Raw genomic sequence first — 20,244 nt, forward strand, 5'->3', positions numbered from 1 at the left:
CTAAGTGCGCTTATCCCTTAGGATGAGCAGTCGTTTTTCTCATTAATGTTTGATTATCATATTGATGAGATGTTAAGTGCGCTTGTAGCTGAGCCATAAAGTCCATAACAACGACAACTACGATTAGTAATGATGTACCACCCAAAGAGAATGGGATCCCAAAAGAACTTTGTAGAATCATTGGCATTAAACAAATGACCGTAATATAAATCGCACCAATAAACGTCAAACGATTAAGAATATGATCTAAGTAACGAGCAGTTTGCTCACCTGGGCGAATACCAGGCACATAAGCTCCGCTGCGTTTTAGATTTTCTGATACTTCCTTAGGGCTAAATACTAAAGCCGTATAAAAGTAACAGAAAAAGATAATTAACGCACCAAAGAGCACCAAATACAAAGGCTGTCCAGGCGACAATACTAAAGCTAAATCTTGTAAGCTACGCTTAATTAATCCAGCATTTGCATCTGCACTTCCTACCCATTGACCAAGACTCGCTGGGAACAATAGTAAAGAACTTGCAAAAATCGCAGGAATCACACCAGCCATATTAATTTTCAATGGCAAATGTGTCTGCTGTGCCGTAAATATACGACGACCTTGCTGCTTTTGTGCATAGTTTACTGGAATACGACGTTGTGCTTTTTCAATAAACACAATGGCAGCCAACACACCTAAAGACAAAAGACCAAAGATCACAAGACCAATTAAGCTTGTCTGACCATTATCTACTGATGAAACTGATTGCATAATTAAGTTAGGCAAACCAGAAACAATACCAGCAAAAATAATCATTGAGATACCGTTACCAATACCTCTTTCAGTGATTTGTTCACCTAGCCACATTAAGAACATAGTTCCAGCGACAAGTGACGTAACCGCTGGTATATAAAACTCAAGACCAACTGACAGAGTAATACCCTGACCAATCAAACCTGCGCACATACCAACTGCCTGAACCACTGCAAGCAATAATGTACCCTGACGCGTATATTGATTAATTTTACGCTTACCTTGCTCACCTTCCTTTTTCAAGGCTTCTAGTGAAGGAATTACCGTAGACATTAACTGCACAATAATTGATGCAGAAATGTAAGGCATAATCCCTAAAGCAAGAATAGACATTCGCTCTAAAGCACCGCCAGAAAACATATTGAATAGCCCAAGAATAGTTCCTTGGTTCGCTTGAAATAAATTTTCTAACGCAGCATTATTAATGCCTGGTACTGGAATATGCGCTCCTAGTCGAAAGACCAGCAATGCACCGATTAGAAAACTCATCCGGCGAATAATTTCACGATATTTCACGTGAAATGGCTGACCTTTCATCATGTTGACATGACCTGAAGAACTAGGAGACATAGACACTCGAGATTACTCCTCGACTTTGCCGCCAGCTGCTTCAATCGCAGCTTTAGCGCCTTTAGTCAATGCAACACCTTGAACAGTGAATGCACGAGTGATTTCACCAGAAAGTACGATACGAGCACGAATTTGGTCACGACGAACAACATTCGCAGCTTTCAAAGTTTCTAGGCTAACGATGTCGCCTTCAACTTTGTTTAACTCAGATAAACGTACTTCAGCAGTTTTTAAAGCGATTTGGCTAGTGAAACCGAATTTAGGTAAACGACGATAAATCGCTGTTTGACCACCTTCAAAGCCTGGACGAACGCCACCACTTTTACGTGATTTTTGACCTTTGACACCACGGCCACCGGTCTTGCCAACGCCAGAACCGATACCACGGCCTAAACGACGGTTTTCACGTTTTGCACCTTCTGCAGGCGCAAGCTCATTTAAACGCAGAGTCATGGCTTATTCCTCTACACTAACCATATAGTAGACTTTGTTGACCATACCGCGGTTAGAAGGCGTATCTTGCACTTCTACAGTATGACCAATACGACGCAGACCTAAACCTTGTAAGCAAAGCTTGTGATTTTTCAAGCGATGTGAAGAAGATTTAGTCTGGGTAACTTTAATCGTTTTCATGATTGATTACCCTTGAATTTCTGCTACTGATTTACCACGTTTCGCAGCGACTTTCTCAGGAGAAGTCATATCACGCAAACCTTTGAAAGTTGCGTTTACTACGTTAGCAGCATTAGTAGAACCATAACATTTAGCAAGTACGTTATGCACGCCTGCAGCTTCTAGAACGGCACGCATTGCGCCACCAGCGATTACGCCAGTACCTTCAGAAGCAGGTTGCATGTATACACGGCTTGCACCATGACGAGCATTCACAGGGTGTTGTAAGGTAGTACCTGCAAGGTCTACAGTAATCATGTTGCGACGCGCAGCTTCAAGTGCTTTAGAAATAGCAGCTGGAACTTCACGCGCTTTACCACGACCAAAACCAACACGACCATTACCATCACCCACAACAGTTAATGCTGTGAAAGAGAAGATACGACCGCCCTTAACAACTTTGGCTACACGATCAACGGCAACCAGCTTTTCAACAAGACCTTCGTTTTGTTCAACTTTAGCCATGATTAGAACTCCAAGCCGTTTTCACGAGCAGCATCAGCCAAGGCTTTGATACGACCATGATATTTAAAACCAGAACGGTCAAATGCAACTTTAGTTACACCAGCTGCTTTCGCGCGTTCTGCGATTAAAGCACCTACTTTAGTAGCCGCATCTACATTACCTGTAGTACCGCTACGTAAAGATGCATCCAAAGTTGAAGCTTGTGCTAAAACTTTGCCACCATCTGCTGAAATAACTTGAGCATAGATGTGACGCGGAGTGCGGTTTACACACAAACGAGTCGCACCCAATGCACGGATGTGCAAGCGTGTGCTTTTCGCACGACGCAAACGGGTTTGTTTCTTTTCGTTCATAAGAACCTCGCGCCTTATTTCTTCTTAGCTTCTTTACGAAGAATGACTTCATCCGAATAACGAACACCTTTACCTTTATATGGTTCAGGAGAACGATACGCACGGATTTCTGCCGCTACTTGACCTAACAACTGCTTGTTTGCTGATTTCAAAATGATTTCAGTTGCAGTTGGAGTTTCCGCTGTTACACTTTCAGGTAAAGCGTAGTCAATTGGGTGTGAAAAACCAAGGTTAAGGTTTACAACAGTACCCTTAACCGCAGCTTTATAACCAACACCAACTAGCTGCAACTTACGTTCGAAGCCTTCACTAACCCCTTTCACAAGGTTATTCAATACAGCGCGAGCAGTACCAGCTTGCATCCAAGCATCTTTCGATTCTTTAACTGGAGCAAGTTGAAGTTTACCTTCTTCCTGTTTTAGCTCGACCAGCGCATGCAGGTTGAAAGACAACGTACCTTTGCTGCCTTTCACTTCGACCTGCCGGCCGTTCTGAGTAACTGTTACACCATTTGGTACAGTTACTGGGGCTTTAGCCACACGAGACATGAGGAATCACCTATTAAGAAACAAAAGCAATAACTTCACCACCAACGCCCGCAGCACGTGCAGCGCGATCAGTCATGATGCCTTTGCTTGTAGAAACAATTGCAATACCTAAACCTTGCTTAACGCTTGGAAGTTTATCTTTACCGCGGTATTGGCGAAGACCTGGACGGCTTACGCGCTTAACCACTTCGATAACTGGTTTGCCTTCGAAATATTTTAAAGTAATTGTCAAAGTAGATTTTGTCTCTTCTTGAGCAACTTCTACATTTGAAACATAACCTTCTTGTTGAAGAACGTTTGCAATTGCAACTTTCAACTTAGAAGAAGGCATAGAAACAGTTTGTTTCTTAGCCATTTGTGCGTTACGAACACGTGTTAGCATGTCGGCAACGGTATCTTGCATACTCATTTAGTCGCTCCTTACCAGCTTGCCTTAACAACGCCTGGTACATCACCCTGCATTACTGTGTCACGTAATTTGTTACGGCTTAAACCGAACTTACGGAAGTAACCATGAGGACGACCAGTTAAACCACAACGGTTACGAAGACGTACCGGAGATGCATTACGTGGCAATGCTTGTAACTTTAACGTCGCTTCGAAACGCTCTTCTTCAGTTGCGTTTACATTTGCAATTGTAGCTTTTAATTCAGCACGTTTTGCAGCGTATTTAGCAACTGTTTTTTCGCGTTTCAATTCGCGATTAATCATACCTTTCTTAGCCATATCGACCTCTTATTTGAACGGGAAGCCGAATGCACGCATAAGCGCACGGCCTTCGTCATCGGTGCGAGCAGTCGTAGTAATAGTAATATCCATACCACGAATACGATCAATCTTATCGAAATCGATTTCAGGGAAAACGATTTGCTCTTTCAAACCCATTGAATAGTTACCACGACCATCAAATGATTTCGAAGAGAAACCACGGAAGTCACGGATACGAGGGATTGCGATTGAGATCAAACGATCCAAGAATTCGTACATTTGGTCGCCACGTAAAGTAACTTTACAACCAATCGGCCACCCATCACGGATTTTAAAACCTGCGATAGATTTACGAGCAAGTGTAATTACTGGTTTTTGACCAGCAATTAATTGCATGTCGACTACAGCACCATCTAATAATTTCTTATCAGTTGCAGCTGCGCCTACACCCATGTTTAGGGTGATTTTTGTGATGCGTGGAATTTCCATCACGTTCTTAACGCTAAGTTCTTCTTTTAACTTGGCTTTAAGTTCATCATTGTAACGTGCTTTAAGTCTGGCCATCGCCTTTTCAACCTATTACTTCGCTACCGCCACTGATTCACCATTTGATTTATAAACGCGAGTTTTCACGCCATCAATCACTTGGTAACCAACACGGTCAGCCTTCTGGGTTGTAGCATTTAAAATTGCCACGTTTGAAATATGAAGCGAAGCTTCTTGAGTAACAATACCGCCTTCAGCGCCAGTTACACGATTCGGCTTTTGATGCTTCTTCACTAAGTTAAGGCCTTCAACCTTAACGCGGTCTTCAGAAACAGACAATACAGTACCCTGTTTGCCTTTTTCTTTACCTGCGATCACAATAACTTGATCGCCTTTTTTAATCTTAGCCATGATTGCCTCTTATAGAACTTCAGGAGCCAATGAAATGATTTTCATGAACTGTTCAGTACGAAGTTCACGAGTCACTGGTCCGAAGATACGAGTAGCAATCGGAGCTTTGTTGTTGTTCAGGATAACTGCAGCATTATCATCAAAACGGATCACAGAACCATCTGGACGACGAATGCCGAATTTAGTACGAACTACAACCGCATTCATCACGTCACCTTTTTTAACACGTGCGCGTGGGATTGCTTCTTTTACAGTAACTTTAATAATGTCGCCAACAGAAGCATAACGACGATGTGAACCACCAAGTACTTTAATACATTGTACGCGGCGAGCACCACTGTTGTCTGCTACGTCGAGCATAGTTTCGGTTTGAATCATTGCCCTACTCCAAAACCGAGCATCACCGGTCACAATTTCGAAAGGCTCAAAGAGTACTCGAAATTGACCGATGATGCAACAAGAACGTCGAATTACTCAGCAGCTGCTTCAACTACTTCCACTAAAGTCCAAGCTTTAGTTTTAGAAATTGGGCGGCTTTCTTTAATGGTCACAACATCACCAATTTTAGCGACGTTATTCTCATCATGAGCGTGTAACTTAGTTGAACGGCGAATTGACTTGCCATACAACGGGTGTTGAACGCGGCGTTCAATAAGAACAACAATAGATTTATCCATTTTGTCACTTACGACTTTGCCGGTTAACGTGCGGACTGTTTTTTCACTCATTGTCCGTTCCCCTGTTTTTCGGTAAGGAGTGTCTTAATACGAGCAATTGTCTTACGAGCAACTTGCACTTCGTGCGATTTACCCAACTGACCAGTTGCTTTCGCCATACGAAGACGGAATTGGTTAAGCTGTTGCTCATCAAGCAAAGCTTTCAACTCTTCTACCGACTTTTCACGTAAATCTTTAGTTTTCATTACATTACCGTCCGAGTCACGATAGTGGTTTTAAACGGAAGTTTAGCAGCAGCTAAAGCAAATGCTTCACGCGCTAATTCTTCGTTCACACCTTCAATTTCGTACAGGATCTTGCCTGGTTGGATCTGGCAAACCCAGTATTCCACGCTACCCTTACCTTTACCCATACGCACTTCAAGAGGCTTTTGAGTAATTGGCTTATCCGGGAATACGCGAATAAAGATTTTACCACCACGCTTAATACGGCGGCTAATAGTACGACGTGCAGCTTCAATCTGACGCGCAGTCATACGACCACGTTCAGTTGCTTTAATTGCAATCGAACCAAATGATACTGTACTACCACGATGCGCTAGACCAGTATTACGGCCTTTGTGCACCTTACGGAATTTGGTACGTTTAGGTTGCAACATGGATTATTCTCCCTTGTCAGCAGCACGGTCACCGCGACGACCACGACGCTCTTGACCTTCACCACGACCACGACCACGTTTAGCTGGACGATCTTCAGCAGGAGCAGGGTTCATGACTTGTTTCATGCCACCTAAAATCTCGCCACGGAAAATCCAAACTTTAACACCAATCGTACCGTAAGTTGTTTCTGCACGCACAGTTGCATAGTCAATGTCTGCACGCAATGTATGCAAAGGTACACGACCTTCACGATACCATTCAGTACGAGCAATCTCTGCACCACCTAAACGGCCAGACACTTCAACTTTGATACCTTTAGCACCAGCACGCATAGTGTTTTGAACCGCACGCTTCATAGCACGACGGAACATTACACGCTTTTCTAATTGAGAAGCAATTGCTTCAGCAACTAAACGCGCATCTAAGTCTGGGCGATCAATTTCGTTGATACTTACTTGCGCAGGAACACCCATAATGCTAGTAAGTTCGCGCTGTAATTTCTCAATATCTTCGCCTTTTTTACCGATTACGATACCAGGACGAGCTGTGCTAATTGTTACTTTAGCAGCGCCTGATGGACGTTCGATAAGAATGTTGCTGATCATCGCATTCTTAAGTTTTTTATTTAAAAACTCACGAACTTGAAGATCTTTAAGCAAGTATTCAGCGTATTGTTTCGGACTCGCATACCAGTTAGCGTTATGACGTTTCACAACACCTAGGCGGATACCGATTGGATGAACCTTCTGACCCATATCAAACCCCTACCTTAACGGTGATGTGACAAGTACGCTTAGTAATACGATCTGCACGGCCTTTAGCTCGTGGCATAATACGTTTAAGGCTAACGCCTTCATCAACGTAAATCGTAGAAACTTTAAGATCATCAACATCTAAACTGTTATTGTGTTCAGCGTTTGCAATCGCAGATTCCAATGCTTTTTTTACTAAAACAGCAGCTTTTTTATTGCTGAAGTTCAAAATATTTAAAGCATGCGCAACAGATTTGCCGCGAATAAGATCTGCAACCAAACGTGCCTTTTGTGCCGAGATAGCGGCACCGCGTAATTTAGCAGTTACTTCCATCATGACACCTATTAACGTTTAGACTTCTTGTCAACACCGTGACCACGATAGGTACGAGTTGGCGCGAATTCACCGAGTTTATGACCAACCATATGCTCAGTAACAATTACTGGAACGTGATTACGACCATTATGAACAGAAATTGTTAAACCAACAAAATCTGGAAGGATCATCGAACGACGAGACCAAGTTTTAATCGGCTTGCGAGAGTTACTAGCAACAGCCGCTTCAACCTTAGCGAACAAGTGCGCATCGACGAATGGGCCTTTTTTCAGAGAACGAGGCATTAGTCAGATTCCTTTACTTGACGCGACGGTCGCGAATAATCATCTTAGTCGTACGCTTATTGGTACGTGTCTTGTACCCTTTAGCTTTTTGACCCCATGGGCTTACAGGTTGAATACCTTTATTACGCCCTTCACCACCACCGTGCGGGTGATCAACTGGGTTCATCGCCATACCACGTACGGTAGGACGAACACCACGCCAGCGCGCAGCACCAGCTTTACCCAATGAACGAAGGTTGTTTTCTTGGTTAGAAACTTCACCAATTACAGCGCGGCATTCAACATGAATTTTACGCATTTCGCCTGAACGAAGACGAACAATTGCGTAAGAACCATCACGACCCAACAACTGAACAGAAGCACCAGCAGAACGCGCTAATTGCGCACCCTTACCAATTTTAAGTTCAACGTTATGAAGTGTAGAACCGATTGGCATGTTACGAAGTGGCAAGCAGTTACCTGGACGAATTGGAGCATCGTTACCAGATTGTACTTTATCGCCAGCACGTAAGCCTTTAGGTGCAATGATATAACGACGCTCACCATCAGCATATTTCAACAAAGCAATATGTGCTGTACGGTTAGGATCGTATTCAATGCGCTCTACAACAGCTGGGATGCTGTCTTTATTACGCTTAAAGTCAACGATACGATAGTGTTGCTTATGACCACCACCAACGTGACGAGTTGTAATGTGACCGTTATTATTACGACCACCAGTACGTTTTTTTGCTTCAACCAACGGTGAGTAAGGCGCGCCTTTGTGAAGGTGATCATGAACCACTTTCTCTACAAAGCGACGTCCTGGAGACGTTGGCTTACATTTTTGAATCGGCATAATTTTCGTCCTTATTCCGCTGCGCTTTCAGCGGTATCGCCCAAGTCAGCCATTTCAACATCTTGGCCGGCTTTCAGGGTGACGTATGCTTTTTTAACATCAGAACGACGTCCCAATGTTTTACCAAAGCGCTTAGTTTTACCTTTAGTAATAGTAGTGTTAACTTTAACAACTTCTACGCCAAAAAGTTTTTCAACTGCTTTTTTAACTTCAAGTTTAGTAGCATTAATATCTACTTTAAATACTTGAACGCCAACAGTATCACCTAAAACTTGTGCCTTTTCTGAGAAGACTGGTCCTTTAAGGACTTGATAGATACGTTCGTTGTTCATCCGAGTTCTACCTCAATTTTCTTAGCAGCAGCTACAGACATAACAACTTTATCAAACGCGATCAAGCTTACAGGATCGATTGCAGTTGCATCCACCACATCTACATGCGGAAGGTTGCGTGCTGCAAGATATAAGTTCTCATCTACAGCTTCAGTAACGATCAATGCACGAGCGGCATTTAAATCGCCAAGCTTAGCAAGCAATTCTTTAGTTTTTGGAGCTGCAATAGCAAACTCTTCAACTAATACAAGACGATCTTGGCGAACAAGTTCAGCTAAGATACATTGCATTGCACCGCGGTACATTTTGCGGTTTACTTTCTGAGACCAATCTTGTGGACGAGCAGCAAAAGTTTTACCACCACCAACCCAGATAGGGCTACGAGTAGAACCCGCACGAGCACGACCAGTACCTTTTTGACGGAATGGTTTTTTACCACCGCCAGAAACGTCTGCACGTGACTTCTGAGCACGAGTACCTTGACGACCACCTGCTAAATAAGCAGTAACAACTTGGTGTACAAGAGCTTCGTTAAATTCACGTCCGAAAGCAACTTCAGACAATTCAACAGCAGAGCCGGAAACAGTTTTCAAATTCACGGTATTTCCCCTCAGGCCTTGATGGTAGGACGTACAATCACGTCACCGCCAGTTGAACCAGGAATTGCACCTTTAACAACTAAAACAGAACGTTCAGCGTCAATAGATACGATTTCAAGACCTTGTACTGTTACGCGTTCATCACCTAAGTGACCAGCCATTTTTTTGCCTTTGAACACGCGACCAGGAGTTTGGTTTTGACCTGTAGAACCTAATACACGGTGAGAAACTGAGTTACCGTGAGTAGCGTCTTGGGTACGGAAGTTCCAACGCTTAACACCACCTTGGAAACCTTTACCTTTTGATTGACCAGTTACGTCAACAACTTGACCAACTGTGAACAAATCAACACCAATAGTACCGCCAACTTCACGACCTTCAAGCTCAGCTTCAGTAACACGGAACTCTTTAACCAAACGACCAGCAGCAACACCAGCTTTCGCAAAGTGACCTTTCTGAGCGTTAGTTACGCGAGATTCGCGACGTTCACCAGTAGTTACTTGAACAGCTTGATAACCATCAGTTTCAAGTGTTTTGATTTGCGTAATGCGGTTTGGATCGACTTCGATGACTGTAACAGGTACAGAAACACCTGCATCTGTAAAGATGCGAGTCATACCACATTTGCGACCGACTAAACCAATAGCCATGTGCATAAACCTCTAAAAAAGCGGCCTAATTAACTTAAAAGTTAATCAACCGAAAGCCTTAACCCAAAGCGATCTGAACATCAACACCAGCCGCAAGATCTAATTTCATCAATGCATCAACAGTTTTATCTGTAGGTTGAACGATATCGATCAAACGTTTGTAGGTGCGGATTTCGTACTGGTCACGCGCATCTTTGTTAACGTGCGGTGAAGTAAGAACGTTGAAGCGTTCGATGCGAGTAGGCATCGGAATTGGACCACAAACTTGTGCGCCAGTACGCTTAGCGGTTTCTACGATCTCTTGAGCAGATTGATCAATCAGACGATGATCAAAAGACTTCAAACGGATACGAATTCTCTGGTTAGACATACCAGTAAACTCCAAGCCAAACATATAAAGAATCACCCTTGACGCATCTCACCCATTGGTAAGTGTCAAAGGCAGTGAAAATCACTAAGGTCATGATCGATGCCACGACTGTAATGCACATTTACCACTTTCTTCGCAGTAAATGCCCCTCCTATTGAGGGTCGCTCATTATAACGATTGTTTAAGTCTTATGCAATTCTCTTTTTCTATTTTCTCCACAAAACCTGCTTTGATCGAGCATTCAGAGTTCATCTAGGCATTTATTACAAACTCAATAGCTTTATTTAGGAGTTGATTACCTTGCTCAAATTTTTGTGCTTCTGAATACTGTAGTTCACGCGTAGATTGAACATATTCTCCGTCAAAAATAGACAACTCCTCTTCATCTTCAAGTAAGAGCGCTAAAGCTGCTGGTGTCATCTCTGGATGAAACTGAAAGCCAAGCACATTTTTTCCAATCTGATACATCTGATTGCGACAAGCCCTGTTCTCCGCCAAGTGTATAGCGCCTTTAGGTATTTCAAATGTCTCACTATGCCACTGCATAACATTTATCTTTTCAGGTAACGGAAAGCTTTCTTGAGGTAAATTTGCAACTCTCTGGACCGTTGACCAGCCAAGCTCCTGATAGCGATTACGGCTCACCGCCGCGCCCAATGCATTAGCAATCAGTTGCCCCCCTAAACAAAGACCAATAGCAGGCTTTCCTGCTGCCAAATAACGGCGCAGCCATCTTTTCTCTATCTTTAGCCATGGAAAATTCGCCTCATCATTTACACTCATCGTTCCACCCATGACCAGTAACAAATCAACTTCTTCGATTCTTGGTAAAGCCTCTATTTCAAGTGATCGATCAACCGGAAGTGCAAAGAACTCCGTAGAGCTAATGGTCGCGTGGTGGGCTTTTAAAAATGAGTAACAACTTCCAAATCCCTCACCTGCAATGTGTTGAAAATAGTGAACTCGTAAATGCGACTTCATGCGCTTAAACCTATTGTTGTTAGAATGTTGTAGTGGTCTTTGCAAAAATAAAGCCAAGTTTTTATTTTATGGGTCTACTGTAACGAAACGTCTTATAAAACTTCGTAAATCTAGCGAAGAATTTAAATTTCTCTTAATCTAACTTTATTATCTAAAATGCAACGCACTATGAAAAAGCATAACGACTTCCAGACTCGCCTCATTCACGCACCAAGAAAGGCTCCGCAATTTATCGAAACAGTGCAACCACCCTTATTTCGTGCATCCACTATTATTTTTAAATCAACTTCGCACCTTTTTGATCGCCATTGGACTGATGATTACGACTATAGCTATGGGACACATGGCACCCCCACTACCTTCACCTTAGGCGACAATATTGCGCAAATTGAAGGTGGATTGCATTGTTTGCTTGCACCGAGTGGTCTATCAGCAATTAATGTTGTGAACTCAGCATTTTTAAGCACTAATGATGAAGTATGGGTCCCAGACAACATTTATGGACCTAATCTAGAACATTTAAATCATCTACAAAATCAATATGGCGTTATTGTTAAAGTATATAACCCTATTGACACTTCAAGTTTTCAACCGACTGAAAGAAGCAAACTATTATGGTTAGAGGCTGCAGGTTCAGTTACTTTAGAATTCCCTGATCTTAAAAATCTAGTCAAAAAAGCTAAAAAACATGGTGTATTAACAGCCTTAGATAACACCTGGGGAGCTGGGCTTGCGTTTAATGCTTTTAATTTTTCTGATGAACACCTATCAGTCGATTTAACCGTCCATGCTCTAACCAAATATCCGAGCGGTGGCGGTGACATCTTAATGGGCAGCATTGTAACTCGTGATGATAAACTCCATCATCGTCTGTTCCGTACGCATGCCATTTTAGGTATTGCAGTTTCAGGAGACGATGCAGCTCAAGTCCAACGCAGTCTTGCTCATATGTCTTTACGCTATGAACAACAATCAGCCAATGCACAAACTTTACTTAAATGGCTAAAAGACCAACCTCACTTTGCACAAGTTCTACATCCAAGTGATGAGACCGCCCCAGGCCATCAATACTGGCAAGAAATCTGCACAAATGGTCAAAGTGCTGGCTTAGTCAGTGTTATTTTCAAACCAGATTATGACATTACCGCAGTACGTCGCTTTTGCGATGCATTAGAGTTATTTAAACTTGGATTTAGTTGGGGGGGACCAGTTAGCTTGATCATGCTTTATGATTTAAAAATGATGAGAAAACTTGAGAATACACATTTACAACAAGGTTTATTAGTTCGCTTCTGTATAGGACTGGAAGATCCGCAAGATTTAATTCAAGATATCAAAAATGCACTGAAACAACTGTAAAAACGACAACATTATAGTGGCTCGAACTAAAGGATAAAAATATATGGGTACACCGATTGTTATTGCTAAAAATCTTAATGACACATCAAAAGAAATTGTTTTGCTTTCTCAGTTTGCTAACCGCCATGGCCTGATTGCAGGTGCAACAGGTACAGGTAAAACAGTTACTTTAAAAGTTCTAGCAGAAAGTTTCTCTCGAATCGGCGTTCCTGTATTTCTTGCCGATGCTAAAGGCGATGTTTCGAGTCTCGCAAAATCAGGTGAGGCTTCAGATAAGTTTAATGAACGTCTAAAACTATTACAGATTGATAGCGTTCCTTTTGCTGCTAACCCTGTCGTTTTCTGGGATCTGTTCGGCCAACAAGGCCACCCTATTCGCACTACTATTTCTGAGATTGGGCCAATTTTATTGGCTCGTATGCTCAATTTAAATGATACTCAAGAAGGTGTATTAGCTGCAGTTTTTCGAATTGCGGATGATCAGGGCCTACTGTTAGTAGACTTTAAAGACCTAAAAGCCATGATCACCTTCGTTAGTGAACATGCAGCAGAGTTTAAAGCAGAATATGGCAATTTATCTCCGGCTAGCTTAGGTGCTATTCAGCGTAACTTGCTTGCTCTTGCCGACCAAGGTGGAGAACAATTTTTTGGTGAGCCGGCTTTAAACATTCTGGACTTTATACAAACCGATGCAAATGGACATGGTTATATCAATATTCTTGCTGCTGACAAGCTCATGAATACGCCTAAGTTATATGCCACTTTCTTGTTATGGATGCTTTCGGAGTTATTTGAACAGCTTCCAGAAGTTGGCGATATGGACAAACCCAAACTCGTGTTTTTCTTTGATGAGGCCCACTTATTATTTGACAATGCCAGCCAAGCATTACAAGAAAAGATTGAGCAAGTTGTACGCTTAATTCGCTCTAAAGGTATTGGCATCTATTTTATTACTCAGAATCCACTCGATTTACCAGAAAGTGTTCTCGGCCAACTTGGCAATCGTATTCAACATGCGCTACGTGCATTTACCCCTAAAGATCAAAAAGCAGTAAAAACCGCAGCAGATACTTTCCGTGCCAATCCAAACTTTAAAGTTGATGAAGCCATTACCGAACTGGCTGTTGGTGAAGCGCTAATTAGTTGTCTTGATGAGCAAGGTACGCCACAAATCGTAGAACGTGGCTGGGTGATGCCTCCTTACTCTGCTTTTACACCAATCACTCCAGAAGAGCGTCAAACTCTAATCTCAAAAAGTATTATTGCTGGTATTTATGAACAAGCTGTAGATCGTGATAGCGCTTATGAAATGCTACAAAATAAAGTCGCTGAACGTGAGCAACAGCAACAAAATACTGAACTAGCTAAACAACAAGAAAAAGAGCAAGAAACTCTAGCAAAGCAGCAAGCAAAGGAACAAGAACGATTAGCACGTGAACAGCAAAAAGAAGAAGAACGAGCAGCACGTGAACGAGCCAAGCTTACGCAAGATATTGTGGGTACTTTTGCAAAAAGTGCCGCACGCAGTCTAGGTGGAAGTACAGGTCAAAAATTAGTAAGGGGCCTGCTTGGTTCACTATTTGGCAAATAACTTTCTTCGATATATCAGTTTTAAATTAGGGAATTTTATATTCCCTAATTTTTTTATGGTTTTTATAAAAAATCTATTGCGATAGTTTTTTTAAAGATGTATTTTAAATACATCTTATATAGCCAGATAAATAAGGTCTAGCCATGACTCCACAACAAATCGAACTCGTTAAATCTACAGTACCTGTTTTACGTGAACACGGCGTTACGCTGACCACATACTTTTATAAGCGTATGCTTAATAACAATCCTGAATTAAAAAATGTTTTCAATTTGGATGACCAAACTAGCTTACGTCAACCTCGTGCTCTTGCAGCTGCCGTTCTTGCATATGCAGAAAATATTGAGAACCCTACTATTTTAGCGAAAGCAGTTGAGCGTATTACGACTAAACATGTAAGCTTAGATATTCAACCAGACCAATATGCAATTGTTGGCGACAACTTACTTCATTCAATTAGTGAAGTACTCAACGTGCCATTTGAATCAGAACTGATTGAGGCGTGGAAACAGGCTTATTTACAATTGGCAGATATTCTAATTGGCGTTGAAAAACAAAAATATGAACAACTTAAAAACTTAAATGGTGGATGGGCTGGATGGCGTTCATTTGAAATTACTCAAATTGATCCTCTTGAATCTGGCAAACGTTTCACCTTAAAAGCAACTGACCATGAAGACGTACTTAGCGGACCTGCAAATGCTTTTATCTCTGTTAAAGTGCAAGTTCCAGATGAGCAGCTTGAACAACCAAAAGCTTTTAAATTTACAGAAGCTCAGGAAAACAACTCATATCATTTTGAAGTTCAGCCTGAAGAAAACCATACTGAATTTTCAGTAGCGAATATCTTGCTTGAACATTATAGAGTTGGCGATCAAGTTCAAGTTTCAGCGCCTTTAACGCTCTAATATAAAAACCTCTTGCCTGAAAGTTTTCTTATTTAGACTTTCAGGCTAAGATGATCATCCTTTTAATCTCTTCCATTTTTGGTGATCATGCAGCTTAATAAATTTACCGATTATGCATTACGACTATTAATGTATGTTGCACGCCCAAGTGATGCACCCTACACGATTGCAGAAATCGCGAAAGATTTGCATGTTTCACAAAACCATCTGGTTAAAGTTGTTCACTTCATGGGTAAGCAGGAATGGATTATTACCATTCGTGGAAAAGGCGGTGGAATTCGCTTAAATCCAGATGCACTTAACTCAAATTTAGGGTCAATTGTTCGAATATTACAGGGTGACAATCAAATCGTTGAATGCAATACACCACCTTGTGTATTGCGAAGCCACTGTGGTTTAAAAGGTATTCTTGACCAAGCTTTAGAAAGCTTTTACCAAAGTCTAGACCAATACACGCTTGGAGAGGTTTTGCAACAGTCAAAGTCTGCCCCACCTGACTCTCCTATTGCCTTTTTACAAATCTGACTTCTATTGATTTTCATAAGTAGATTTATTGAAAATTAGCAAGAATAACCAAGCTCCTTTATACTAGGCACGAGCCCTCTCATCTAAAAAGTTATTTTTTATGCGTCGTAGTGAAAAATCGAAAGACACCAAAGCCAGACTCGCACCCAAGCAAAAGATCAGCTATGAAAAAGCACCAGATCCGGCGATCACAGCCTATGCTGTGCAATCACTAAACTGGTTACGCCAAGCTGAGTTTCTAATGAGTGCACCTAAATTGGCACTTTGTGTTGAAGATAGCGGCTACGAGATTGCTTTTGCAGGGCGCTCAAATGCTGGTAAGTCGAGTGCGATTAATGCATTAACCAATCAGAAACAACTTGCCCGCGCTTCTAAAAAGCCAGGCCGTACCCAGATGATTAACTTTTTTAGTCTAGGTAACCCTGATCAACGCTTGGTCGACCTTCCAGGTTACGGTTATGCAGCGGTTCCCGAAGATATGAAACGGGTGTGGCAAAAAGAATTAGAAAACTATCTGATCCATCGCCAAAGCTTACAAGGCTTAGTATTACTTATGGATATTCGCCATCCTCTACAGCATTTCGACATGATGATGCTAGAGTGGGCTTATTCACGTCATCTCTTTGTTCATATTCTATTAACAAAAGCAGACAAACTTAATCGCGGTCCTGCAAATAAAGTTCTACTAGAAGTTAAGCAACAGCTGAAAAAAATGAAGCTTGATTTTTCTATTCAGCTTTTCTCTTCACTTAACAAAATAGGCTTAGAAGAGCTAGCAAGTGTTATGGCAGGGCGTCTACATTTCACACTAGATCAACAACCAGAATTTGATGTCGATTCAATCCCTGAAGCAACAGATGAGGATGCTGAAAGCTAAATTATCCTCACAGATACAATTTCTTCATTAAATTTACACTCAATTGTCCCCTATTGCTAAACACAAATGTAGGGGCTTTTTTTATACTCGTTCTTAAATTCATCGAGTTAAAAATCAGGAATAAATGATGAAATTGTTATCTTTTTTGAAGAACAAGGCTTTAGGTTCTTCTATTGATTATAAAATTCTTCCACGTAAAGTGAAATTTGACTGGAAAGATACCCCTGTCGACTGGATTCCTAATCAGCCTTTCGCAAGTTATTTTATTAATGAAATTAATAATATCTTGCCTGCTGGAGAGTTCTGGTTTTGCCGTTTGTATAATAAGGTTTTACCACAAATTACAGATGAAAAACTTAAGCAGGATGTACAGGCATTTATCCGTCAGGAAGCTATGCATGCCAATGCCCACACTTCTGCAAACAAAGAATATTTAAGCGCACGTAATATTGATATCCAGAGAAATCTGGACATTATGAATTATTTATTTACTATCGCTTTGGCAGACAAACCTTTTGATAAAGAAGTTCCAAAAATTTTAGAAAAACAGTGGGATTTATTCCGTTTAGGAGTTATTGCAACTGTTGAGCATATGACCTGCGTATTGGGTAAATATGCGTTATATAACGAGCGATGGGAAGAACTAGGCGCAGATCCAGAAATGGTGGATCTGGTTAAATGGCACGGTTCAGAAGAAATTGAACACCGTACGGTTGCCTTTGATTTATATCGTCATCTTGGTGGCGGTTATATTCCACGTTACTATATGAGTCTTGCTGTTATCACACTTGTACTTGGATTATGGGTAGATGGCGCTGCACATATTATGAAACAAGATCCACGTTTCGTAGATGCAGCCAAATCTAGATTTTTTCCAGTGTGGGTTACTTTAGAATGGTACAAAATCAGCCGAAAAGATAATCAGGTTTTACCAAACCCACTCTGGCTTATTGCCCAGCAAATTGATTACCTCATGCCTTGGTATGATCCAGTCAAAGAAGGCAGCACTGAAGATGCGGTTAGCTATTTATCGCAATCTCCAGCAGCAAAAAGAGCAGAACTTCAAGCTGCTTAAAATAAAAAAGCAGGATTTAAAATCCTGCTTTTTTGATCTATAGACAGTTAGACACTGATATCTTTATCTTTCGTATAACGGTCTACAACCACACTAATCATCATATCGCCCTGCACATTTACCACTGTTCTCACCGTATCTAATAAACGGTCAATCGGAAGTAAAATTGCAATTGCCTCAGCGGGCAAACCCACAGACTGTAAAACCATAATCATAGTGACCATACCCGCACTCGGGATTCCAGGTGCACCAAGTGATGCAATCATTGCTGTTAAGCACACAATAATTTGTTGTGTCAGGTTTAAATCTAGTCCCACTAAATTTGCTACAAACAATGCAGCTGCCGCTTCATATAGTGCAGTACCATCCATGTTTAACTGTGTGCCTAATGGGATAACAAATCCTGCTGTTTGCGGGCGCACGCCTAAGTTTTCTTGCGCACACTTCATACTAAGCGGCATAGTGGCAGAGCTGGAACTGGTTGCAAATGCGGTAATCAGTGCTGTACGCGTCCCTTTAAAAAAGGTCCACGGGCTCATGCGGCCAAAAATCCAAAGCAGTAGTGGCAAAACAACGGCGCCATGAAAAATAGTTGTGCCCGTTACAACGACTGCAAACTCAGCCAAACGACTTAATACTGAAATATCTTCTGTTGCCATTAACTTTGCTAACAAAGCAAAAATACCCAACGGCGCTAATTTCATCACCCAGCCAACCAGCAGCATCATCATTTCAAAGAACTGGTGACTCAATAAACGAATACTTTTGAAACGTTCCCCACCCTGCACTAAAGCAACACCGACGAATAAAGCAAAGACTACGACGGCTAAAACGTTACCATCACTAAAAGCTTTAAATGGGTTAATTAAAGTATTTTGAATAAAATTAGTGAAAAAACTTGCAGGGTTTAAACTATCTGGTGCTTGATAATTTTGCATAGATGTCTGGAAAATAGAAATATCTATGCCACGTCCAACTTCAAATAAATGAGCACAACTGATGCCTAAAATTAAGGCTAAAGTGGTTGTGGTTAAACAGCATAAAAATGTGATTTTCCAGACTGGCCCTAACTGTCCGCCTGCCTGTAGATTTGATACACCTACAACAATCGAACTAAAAATTAAAGGTACCAAAAGCATTTTAAGGAGCCCAATAAAAACACTACTTAGTATTCCAAGCCCATATAAACTATGCTTTACAAAAGCAGTGTCTGGATACATTGTGAGTAGGAAACCAAAGGCTAAACCTAAAATGGCGGCAATCAGAATTTGTGTATTTAAGTTCATATCAGCATTATTTTTTTCAGTTGGCATACCTTTTTACAATATGACATGAGCTTGCTTTTCATTCGAGCAATTTTTTGTCACATCGATCCCATTAAAAAGAAAAAAGCCATCTGCTTAGATGGCTTTTTCGAGGAATCTATTGCGTTTCAATTTCCCGCAAACGGATTAAACCCTCTTGTACTGTACTGCATACAAGCTGACCATTTTGCCACATACGACCGAAGTTTAAACCGCGAGAAGCCGCGCTCACTGTGGCTTCCATGTCATACAACATCCACTCATCCGCACGCAGTGGACGATGGAAATAAATCGCATGATCAATGCTTGCACATTGCAAACTTGGAGAAATATAACTCAGCCCATGCGGTCTTAAAGCCGTTGTCATTAAAGTAAAGTCTGAATAAAAGGCAACAATCGCTTGATGCAGAGCAATATCATCTAATTGTTTTGGAATACGGTCATGCGTGCGGATGTAGTGCGCATTATATGGAGCTTCGGGTTGCGGCTGAAACGGGTTTACCGGATCAATTGGGCGAATTTCTACATGACGCTCACGCATGAAACTAGCACGAACATTTTCAGGTACAAAGTTTAGAATACCCTGTTTCAGCTCATTTTCAGATTTAAGCGTTTCTGGTGCAGGATACTCAGGTTCCTGATGTTGATAGTTCAAACCTTCTTCTGGATTGGCAAAAGAAACCATCGCTGAAAATATTACTCGCCCATGCTGAATTGCACGAACTTGACGACTTACAAAGCTCTTCCCATCCCGTAAACGGTCTACTTCATAGATAATCGGGGCATTAATATCGCCACCATACAAAAAATATGCATGCAAAGAATGCGCTGGACGATCAGTTGTATAAGATGCTGCACGTAAAGCCTGCCCCAAAACCTGTCCACCAAAGACACGTTTACCGACAAGATTACGGCTCATGCCACGGTAAATATTTTCTTCTAGCTTTTCTAAAGTGAGAAGCTCGACCAGTTCTTGGGTTAACGCATTCATGAGAGATACCTTCATATTTCAGGTAAAAAATCGTATTAAAGGACAGATGTGTAGAATCTATTGTGCCATAAAAAACTATTTGAACATGGAACAATCAGTCAACTTCTGACGAACATTGCTCATATAACA

General features: G+C 41.5%; 30 protein-coding genes and 2 pseudogenes. 7 read left to right on the forward strand and 25 right to left on the reverse strand.

The genetic code is table 11. The features are described 5' to 3' along the window. Nucleotides 1-10: 10 nt before the first annotated feature. The 23 genes and pseudogenes from secY to ACPF64_RS02005 form a co-directional block, all read right to left on the reverse strand. Complete coding sequence (secY, locus tag ACPF64_RS01895) at nt 11-1,330, reverse strand: preprotein translocase subunit SecY (protein ID WP_171056784.1); 1,320 nt, start codon at nt 1,328-1,330, stop codon at nt 11-13. Nucleotides 1,331-1,375: 45 nt separating this feature from the next. Then, nucleotides 1,376-1,816: a 50S ribosomal protein L15 gene (gene rplO, locus ACPF64_RS01900; RefSeq protein WP_056482629.1), complete on the reverse strand. Its 441-nt coding sequence runs from the start codon at nt 1,814-1,816 to the stop codon at nt 1,376-1,378. Nucleotides 1,817-1,819: 3 nt separating this feature from the next. After that, on the reverse strand, nt 1,820-1,996 hold the full coding sequence (rpmD, locus tag ACPF64_RS01905; protein WP_003653652.1) for a 50S ribosomal protein L30: 177 nt from the start codon (nt 1,994-1,996) through the stop codon (nt 1,820-1,822). A 6-nt stretch (nt 1,997-2,002) separates the two neighbouring features. Beyond that, nucleotides 2,003-2,500: a 30S ribosomal protein S5 gene (rpsE, locus tag ACPF64_RS01910; RefSeq protein WP_003653653.1), complete on the reverse strand. Its 498-nt coding sequence runs from the start codon at nt 2,498-2,500 to the stop codon at nt 2,003-2,005. Nucleotides 2,501-2,502: 2 nt separating this feature from the next. Then, nucleotides 2,503-2,853, reverse strand: a complete 351-nt coding sequence (gene rplR / locus ACPF64_RS01915; RefSeq protein WP_003653654.1) for a 50S ribosomal protein L18 — start codon at nt 2,851-2,853, stop codon at nt 2,503-2,505. 14 nt (nt 2,854-2,867) lie between these two features. Then, the gene (gene rplF / locus ACPF64_RS01920) at nt 2,868-3,401 is read right to left on the reverse strand and encodes a 50S ribosomal protein L6 (RefSeq protein WP_003653655.1); all 534 of its coding nucleotides are present in this window, start codon (nt 3,399-3,401) and stop codon (nt 2,868-2,870) included. A gap of 13 nt (nt 3,402-3,414) precedes the next feature. Then, entirely contained in the window at nt 3,415-3,810 is a 396-nt protein-coding gene (gene rpsH, locus ACPF64_RS01925) for a 30S ribosomal protein S8 (protein WP_003653656.1), read from the reverse strand. Nucleotides 3,811-3,821: 11 nt separating this feature from the next. Next, nucleotides 3,822-4,127 carry a 30S ribosomal protein S14 gene (gene rpsN / locus ACPF64_RS01930; protein ID WP_003653657.1) on the reverse strand — a complete coding sequence of 102 codons (306 nt, stop codon included), beginning with the start codon at nt 4,125-4,127 and terminating at the stop codon, nt 3,822-3,824. A 9-nt stretch (nt 4,128-4,136) separates the two neighbouring features. Further along, the gene (gene rplE, locus ACPF64_RS01935) at nt 4,137-4,673 is read right to left on the reverse strand and encodes a 50S ribosomal protein L5 (RefSeq protein ID WP_003653658.1); all 537 of its coding nucleotides are present in this window, start codon (nt 4,671-4,673) and stop codon (nt 4,137-4,139) included. Between the two features lie 15 nt (nt 4,674-4,688). Next, a complete protein-coding gene (gene rplX / locus ACPF64_RS01940) occupies nt 4,689-5,006 on the reverse strand; it encodes a 50S ribosomal protein L24 (RefSeq protein ID WP_002116820.1) in 318 nt (105 codons plus the stop codon). Between the two features lie 9 nt (nt 5,007-5,015). Further along, nucleotides 5,016-5,384 (reverse strand): 50S ribosomal protein L14, encoded by a 369-nt coding sequence (gene rplN / locus ACPF64_RS01945; protein WP_001982634.1) that lies wholly within the window; start codon nt 5,382-5,384, stop codon nt 5,016-5,018. A gap of 92 nt (nt 5,385-5,476) precedes the next feature. Then, nucleotides 5,477-5,734: a 30S ribosomal protein S17 gene (rpsQ, locus tag ACPF64_RS01950; protein ID WP_001291845.1), complete on the reverse strand. Its 258-nt coding sequence runs from the start codon at nt 5,732-5,734 to the stop codon at nt 5,477-5,479. Further along, complete coding sequence (gene rpmC / locus ACPF64_RS01955; protein WP_000849928.1) at nt 5,731-5,928, reverse strand: 50S ribosomal protein L29; 198 nt, start codon at nt 5,926-5,928, stop codon at nt 5,731-5,733. Before rpmC ends, rpsQ begins: the two co-directional genes overlap by 4 nt. Continuing rightward, the gene (rplP, locus tag ACPF64_RS01960) at nt 5,928-6,341 is read right to left on the reverse strand and encodes a 50S ribosomal protein L16 (RefSeq protein ID WP_002049688.1); all 414 of its coding nucleotides are present in this window, start codon (nt 6,339-6,341) and stop codon (nt 5,928-5,930) included. Before rplP ends, rpmC begins: the two co-directional genes overlap by 1 nt. Then, nucleotides 6,281-7,097, reverse strand: a pseudogene (gene rpsC / locus ACPF64_RS01965) (30S ribosomal protein S3). The gene rplP and the pseudogene rpsC overlap by 61 nt, the downstream one beginning before the upstream one ends. Nucleotide 7,098: 1 nt before the next feature. Continuing rightward, complete coding sequence (gene rplV / locus ACPF64_RS01970; protein ID WP_004639524.1) at nt 7,099-7,428, reverse strand: 50S ribosomal protein L22; 330 nt, start codon at nt 7,426-7,428, stop codon at nt 7,099-7,101. Nucleotides 7,429-7,439: 11 nt separating this feature from the next. Further along, on the reverse strand, nt 7,440-7,715 hold the full coding sequence (gene rpsS / locus ACPF64_RS01975) for a 30S ribosomal protein S19 (protein WP_001138119.1): 276 nt from the start codon (nt 7,713-7,715) through the stop codon (nt 7,440-7,442). Nucleotides 7,716-7,728: 13 nt separating this feature from the next. After that, nucleotides 7,729-8,553: a 50S ribosomal protein L2 gene (rplB, locus tag ACPF64_RS01980; RefSeq protein ID WP_004789629.1), complete on the reverse strand. Its 825-nt coding sequence runs from the start codon at nt 8,551-8,553 to the stop codon at nt 7,729-7,731. An 11-nt stretch (nt 8,554-8,564) separates the two neighbouring features. After that, nucleotides 8,565-8,885, reverse strand: a complete 321-nt coding sequence (rplW, locus tag ACPF64_RS01985; protein ID WP_003653662.1) for a 50S ribosomal protein L23 — start codon at nt 8,883-8,885, stop codon at nt 8,565-8,567. Beyond that, nucleotides 8,882-9,484, reverse strand: coding sequence for a 50S ribosomal protein L4 (rplD, locus tag ACPF64_RS01990; protein WP_003653663.1), 603 nt, complete (start codon nt 9,482-9,484; stop codon nt 8,882-8,884). The genes rplW and rplD overlap by 4 nt, the downstream gene beginning before the upstream one ends. Before the next feature lie 11 nt (nt 9,485-9,495). Continuing rightward, on the reverse strand, nt 9,496-10,134 hold the full coding sequence (gene rplC / locus ACPF64_RS01995) for a 50S ribosomal protein L3 (RefSeq protein WP_004639526.1): 639 nt from the start codon (nt 10,132-10,134) through the stop codon (nt 9,496-9,498). 58 nt (nt 10,135-10,192) lie between these two features. Further along, the gene (rpsJ, locus tag ACPF64_RS02000) at nt 10,193-10,504 is read right to left on the reverse strand and encodes a 30S ribosomal protein S10 (RefSeq protein ID WP_000070912.1); all 312 of its coding nucleotides are present in this window, start codon (nt 10,502-10,504) and stop codon (nt 10,193-10,195) included. Between the two features lie 252 nt (nt 10,505-10,756). Continuing rightward, nucleotides 10,757-11,485, reverse strand: a complete 729-nt coding sequence (locus tag ACPF64_RS02005) for a type 1 glutamine amidotransferase (RefSeq protein ID WP_005038489.1) — start codon at nt 11,483-11,485, stop codon at nt 10,757-10,759. Between the two features lie 168 nt (nt 11,486-11,653). On the opposite strand from ACPF64_RS02005, the gene ACPF64_RS02010 reads away from it, so the two are divergent. The 7 genes and pseudogenes from ACPF64_RS02010 to ACPF64_RS02040 all read left to right on the forward strand — a co-directional run bounded on the left by ACPF64_RS02010 (nt 11,654) and on the right by ACPF64_RS02040 (nt 17,820). Continuing rightward, nucleotides 11,654-12,844 (forward strand): PLP-dependent transferase, encoded by a 1,191-nt coding sequence (locus tag ACPF64_RS02010; protein WP_426455414.1) that lies wholly within the window; start codon nt 11,654-11,656, stop codon nt 12,842-12,844. Between the two features lie 43 nt (nt 12,845-12,887). Beyond that, a complete protein-coding gene (locus ACPF64_RS02015) occupies nt 12,888-14,435 on the forward strand; it encodes a helicase HerA-like domain-containing protein (protein ID WP_056482623.1) in 1,548 nt (515 codons plus the stop codon). Next, nucleotides 14,425-14,576, forward strand: a pseudogene (locus ACPF64_RS02020) (hypothetical protein). The gene ACPF64_RS02015 and the pseudogene ACPF64_RS02020 overlap by 11 nt, the downstream one beginning before the upstream one ends. Nucleotides 14,577-14,578: 2 nt before the next feature. Further along, on the forward strand, nt 14,579-15,343 hold the full coding sequence (locus ACPF64_RS02025; RefSeq protein ID WP_426455417.1) for a globin domain-containing protein: 765 nt from the start codon (nt 14,579-14,581) through the stop codon (nt 15,341-15,343). Between the two features lie 87 nt (nt 15,344-15,430). Continuing rightward, nucleotides 15,431-15,868 (forward strand): RrF2 family transcriptional regulator, encoded by a 438-nt coding sequence (locus tag ACPF64_RS02030; protein WP_004639536.1) that lies wholly within the window; start codon nt 15,431-15,433, stop codon nt 15,866-15,868. A 100-nt stretch (nt 15,869-15,968) separates the two neighbouring features. Further along, nucleotides 15,969-16,745 carry a ribosome biogenesis GTP-binding protein YihA/YsxC gene (gene yihA, locus ACPF64_RS02035; RefSeq protein ID WP_003653671.1) on the forward strand — a complete coding sequence of 259 codons (777 nt, stop codon included), beginning with the start codon at nt 15,969-15,971 and terminating at the stop codon, nt 16,743-16,745. A 124-nt stretch (nt 16,746-16,869) separates the two neighbouring features. Beyond that, nucleotides 16,870-17,820: a metal-dependent hydrolase gene (locus ACPF64_RS02040; protein ID WP_426455420.1), complete on the forward strand. Its 951-nt coding sequence runs from the start codon at nt 16,870-16,872 to the stop codon at nt 17,818-17,820. 47 nt (nt 17,821-17,867) lie between these two features. On the opposite strand, the gene ACPF64_RS02045 is transcribed toward ACPF64_RS02040, so the two are convergent. Continuing rightward, nucleotides 17,868-19,133: a dicarboxylate/amino acid:cation symporter gene (locus tag ACPF64_RS02045; protein WP_035359955.1), complete on the reverse strand. Its 1,266-nt coding sequence runs from the start codon at nt 19,131-19,133 to the stop codon at nt 17,868-17,870. A 109-nt stretch (nt 19,134-19,242) separates the two neighbouring features. Further along, a complete protein-coding gene (locus ACPF64_RS02050) occupies nt 19,243-20,115 on the reverse strand; it encodes an acyl-CoA thioesterase (protein ID WP_003653674.1) in 873 nt (290 codons plus the stop codon). Nucleotides 20,116-20,244: the final 129 nt, after the last annotated feature.

The organism is Acinetobacter sp. KB005 (assembly GCF_049949095.1).
Lineage (GTDB): Bacteria > Pseudomonadota > Gammaproteobacteria > Pseudomonadales > Moraxellaceae > Acinetobacter > Acinetobacter calcoaceticus.

Coding starts and splice junctions, on each gene's coding strand:
- rpsN (WP_003653657.1), bottom strand. CDS start 4,127: ATGGCTAAGAAAGGTATGATTAATCGCGAATTGAAACGCGAAAAAACA.
- rplP (WP_002049688.1), bottom strand. CDS start 6,341: ATGTTGCAACCTAAACGTACCAAATTCCGTAAGGTGCACAAAGGCCGT.
- ACPF64_RS02045 (WP_035359955.1), bottom strand. CDS start 19,133: ATGCCAACTGAAAAAAATAATGCTGATATGAACTTAAATACACAAATT.
- secY (WP_171056784.1), bottom strand. CDS start 1,330: ATGAAAGGTCAGCCATTTCACGTGAAATATCGTGAAATTATTCGCCGG.
- yihA (WP_003653671.1), top strand. CDS start 15,969: ATGCGTCGTAGTGAAAAATCGAAAGACACCAAAGCCAGACTCGCACCC.
- ACPF64_RS02005 (WP_005038489.1), bottom strand. CDS start 11,485: ATGAAGTCGCATTTACGAGTTCACTATTTTCAACACATTGCAGGTGAG.
- ACPF64_RS02050 (WP_003653674.1), bottom strand. CDS start 20,115: ATGAATGCGTTAACCCAAGAACTGGTCGAGCTTCTCACTTTAGAAAAG.
- rplO (WP_056482629.1), bottom strand. CDS start 1,816: ATGACTCTGCGTTTAAATGAGCTTGCGCCTGCAGAAGGTGCAAAACGT.
- ACPF64_RS02030 (WP_004639536.1), top strand. CDS start 15,431: ATGCAGCTTAATAAATTTACCGATTATGCATTACGACTATTAATGTAT.
- rplE (WP_003653658.1), bottom strand. CDS start 4,673: ATGGCCAGACTTAAAGCACGTTACAATGATGAACTTAAAGCCAAGTTA.
- rplC (WP_004639526.1), bottom strand. CDS start 10,134: ATGGCTATTGGTTTAGTCGGTCGCAAATGTGGTATGACTCGCATCTTT.
- rpsJ (WP_000070912.1), bottom strand. CDS start 10,504: ATGTCTAACCAGAGAATTCGTATCCGTTTGAAGTCTTTTGATCATCGT.
- rplR (WP_003653654.1), bottom strand. CDS start 2,853: ATGAACGAAAAGAAACAAACCCGTTTGCGTCGTGCGAAAAGCACACGC.
- rpsS (WP_001138119.1), bottom strand. CDS start 7,715: ATGCCTCGTTCTCTGAAAAAAGGCCCATTCGTCGATGCGCACTTGTTC.
- rplB (WP_004789629.1), bottom strand. CDS start 8,553: ATGCCGATTCAAAAATGTAAGCCAACGTCTCCAGGACGTCGCTTTGTA.
- rpmD (WP_003653652.1), bottom strand. CDS start 1,996: ATGAAAACGATTAAAGTTACCCAGACTAAATCTTCTTCACATCGCTTG.
- rplF (WP_003653655.1), bottom strand. CDS start 3,401: ATGTCTCGTGTGGCTAAAGCCCCAGTAACTGTACCAAATGGTGTAACA.
- rplV (WP_004639524.1), bottom strand. CDS start 7,428: ATGGAAGTAACTGCTAAATTACGCGGTGCCGCTATCTCGGCACAAAAG.
- rplN (WP_001982634.1), bottom strand. CDS start 5,384: ATGATTCAAACCGAAACTATGCTCGACGTAGCAGACAACAGTGGTGCT.
- rplX (WP_002116820.1), bottom strand. CDS start 5,006: ATGGCTAAGATTAAAAAAGGCGATCAAGTTATTGTGATCGCAGGTAAA.
- ACPF64_RS02040 (WP_426455420.1), top strand. CDS start 16,870: ATGATGAAATTGTTATCTTTTTTGAAGAACAAGGCTTTAGGTTCTTCT.
- rpsE (WP_003653653.1), bottom strand. CDS start 2,500: ATGGCTAAAGTTGAACAAAACGAAGGTCTTGTTGAAAAGCTGGTTGCC.
- rpsH (WP_003653656.1), bottom strand. CDS start 3,810: ATGAGTATGCAAGATACCGTTGCCGACATGCTAACACGTGTTCGTAAC.
- rplW (WP_003653662.1), bottom strand. CDS start 8,885: ATGAACAACGAACGTATCTATCAAGTCCTTAAAGGACCAGTCTTCTCA.
- ACPF64_RS02015 (WP_056482623.1), top strand. CDS start 12,888: ATGGGTACACCGATTGTTATTGCTAAAAATCTTAATGACACATCAAAA.
- ACPF64_RS02010 (WP_426455414.1), top strand. CDS start 11,654: ATGAAAAAGCATAACGACTTCCAGACTCGCCTCATTCACGCACCAAGA.
- rpmC (WP_000849928.1), bottom strand. CDS start 5,928: ATGAAAACTAAAGATTTACGTGAAAAGTCGGTAGAAGAGTTGAAAGCT.
- ACPF64_RS02025 (WP_426455417.1), top strand. CDS start 14,579: ATGACTCCACAACAAATCGAACTCGTTAAATCTACAGTACCTGTTTTA.
- rpsQ (WP_001291845.1), bottom strand. CDS start 5,734: ATGAGTGAAAAAACAGTCCGCACGTTAACCGGCAAAGTCGTAAGTGAC.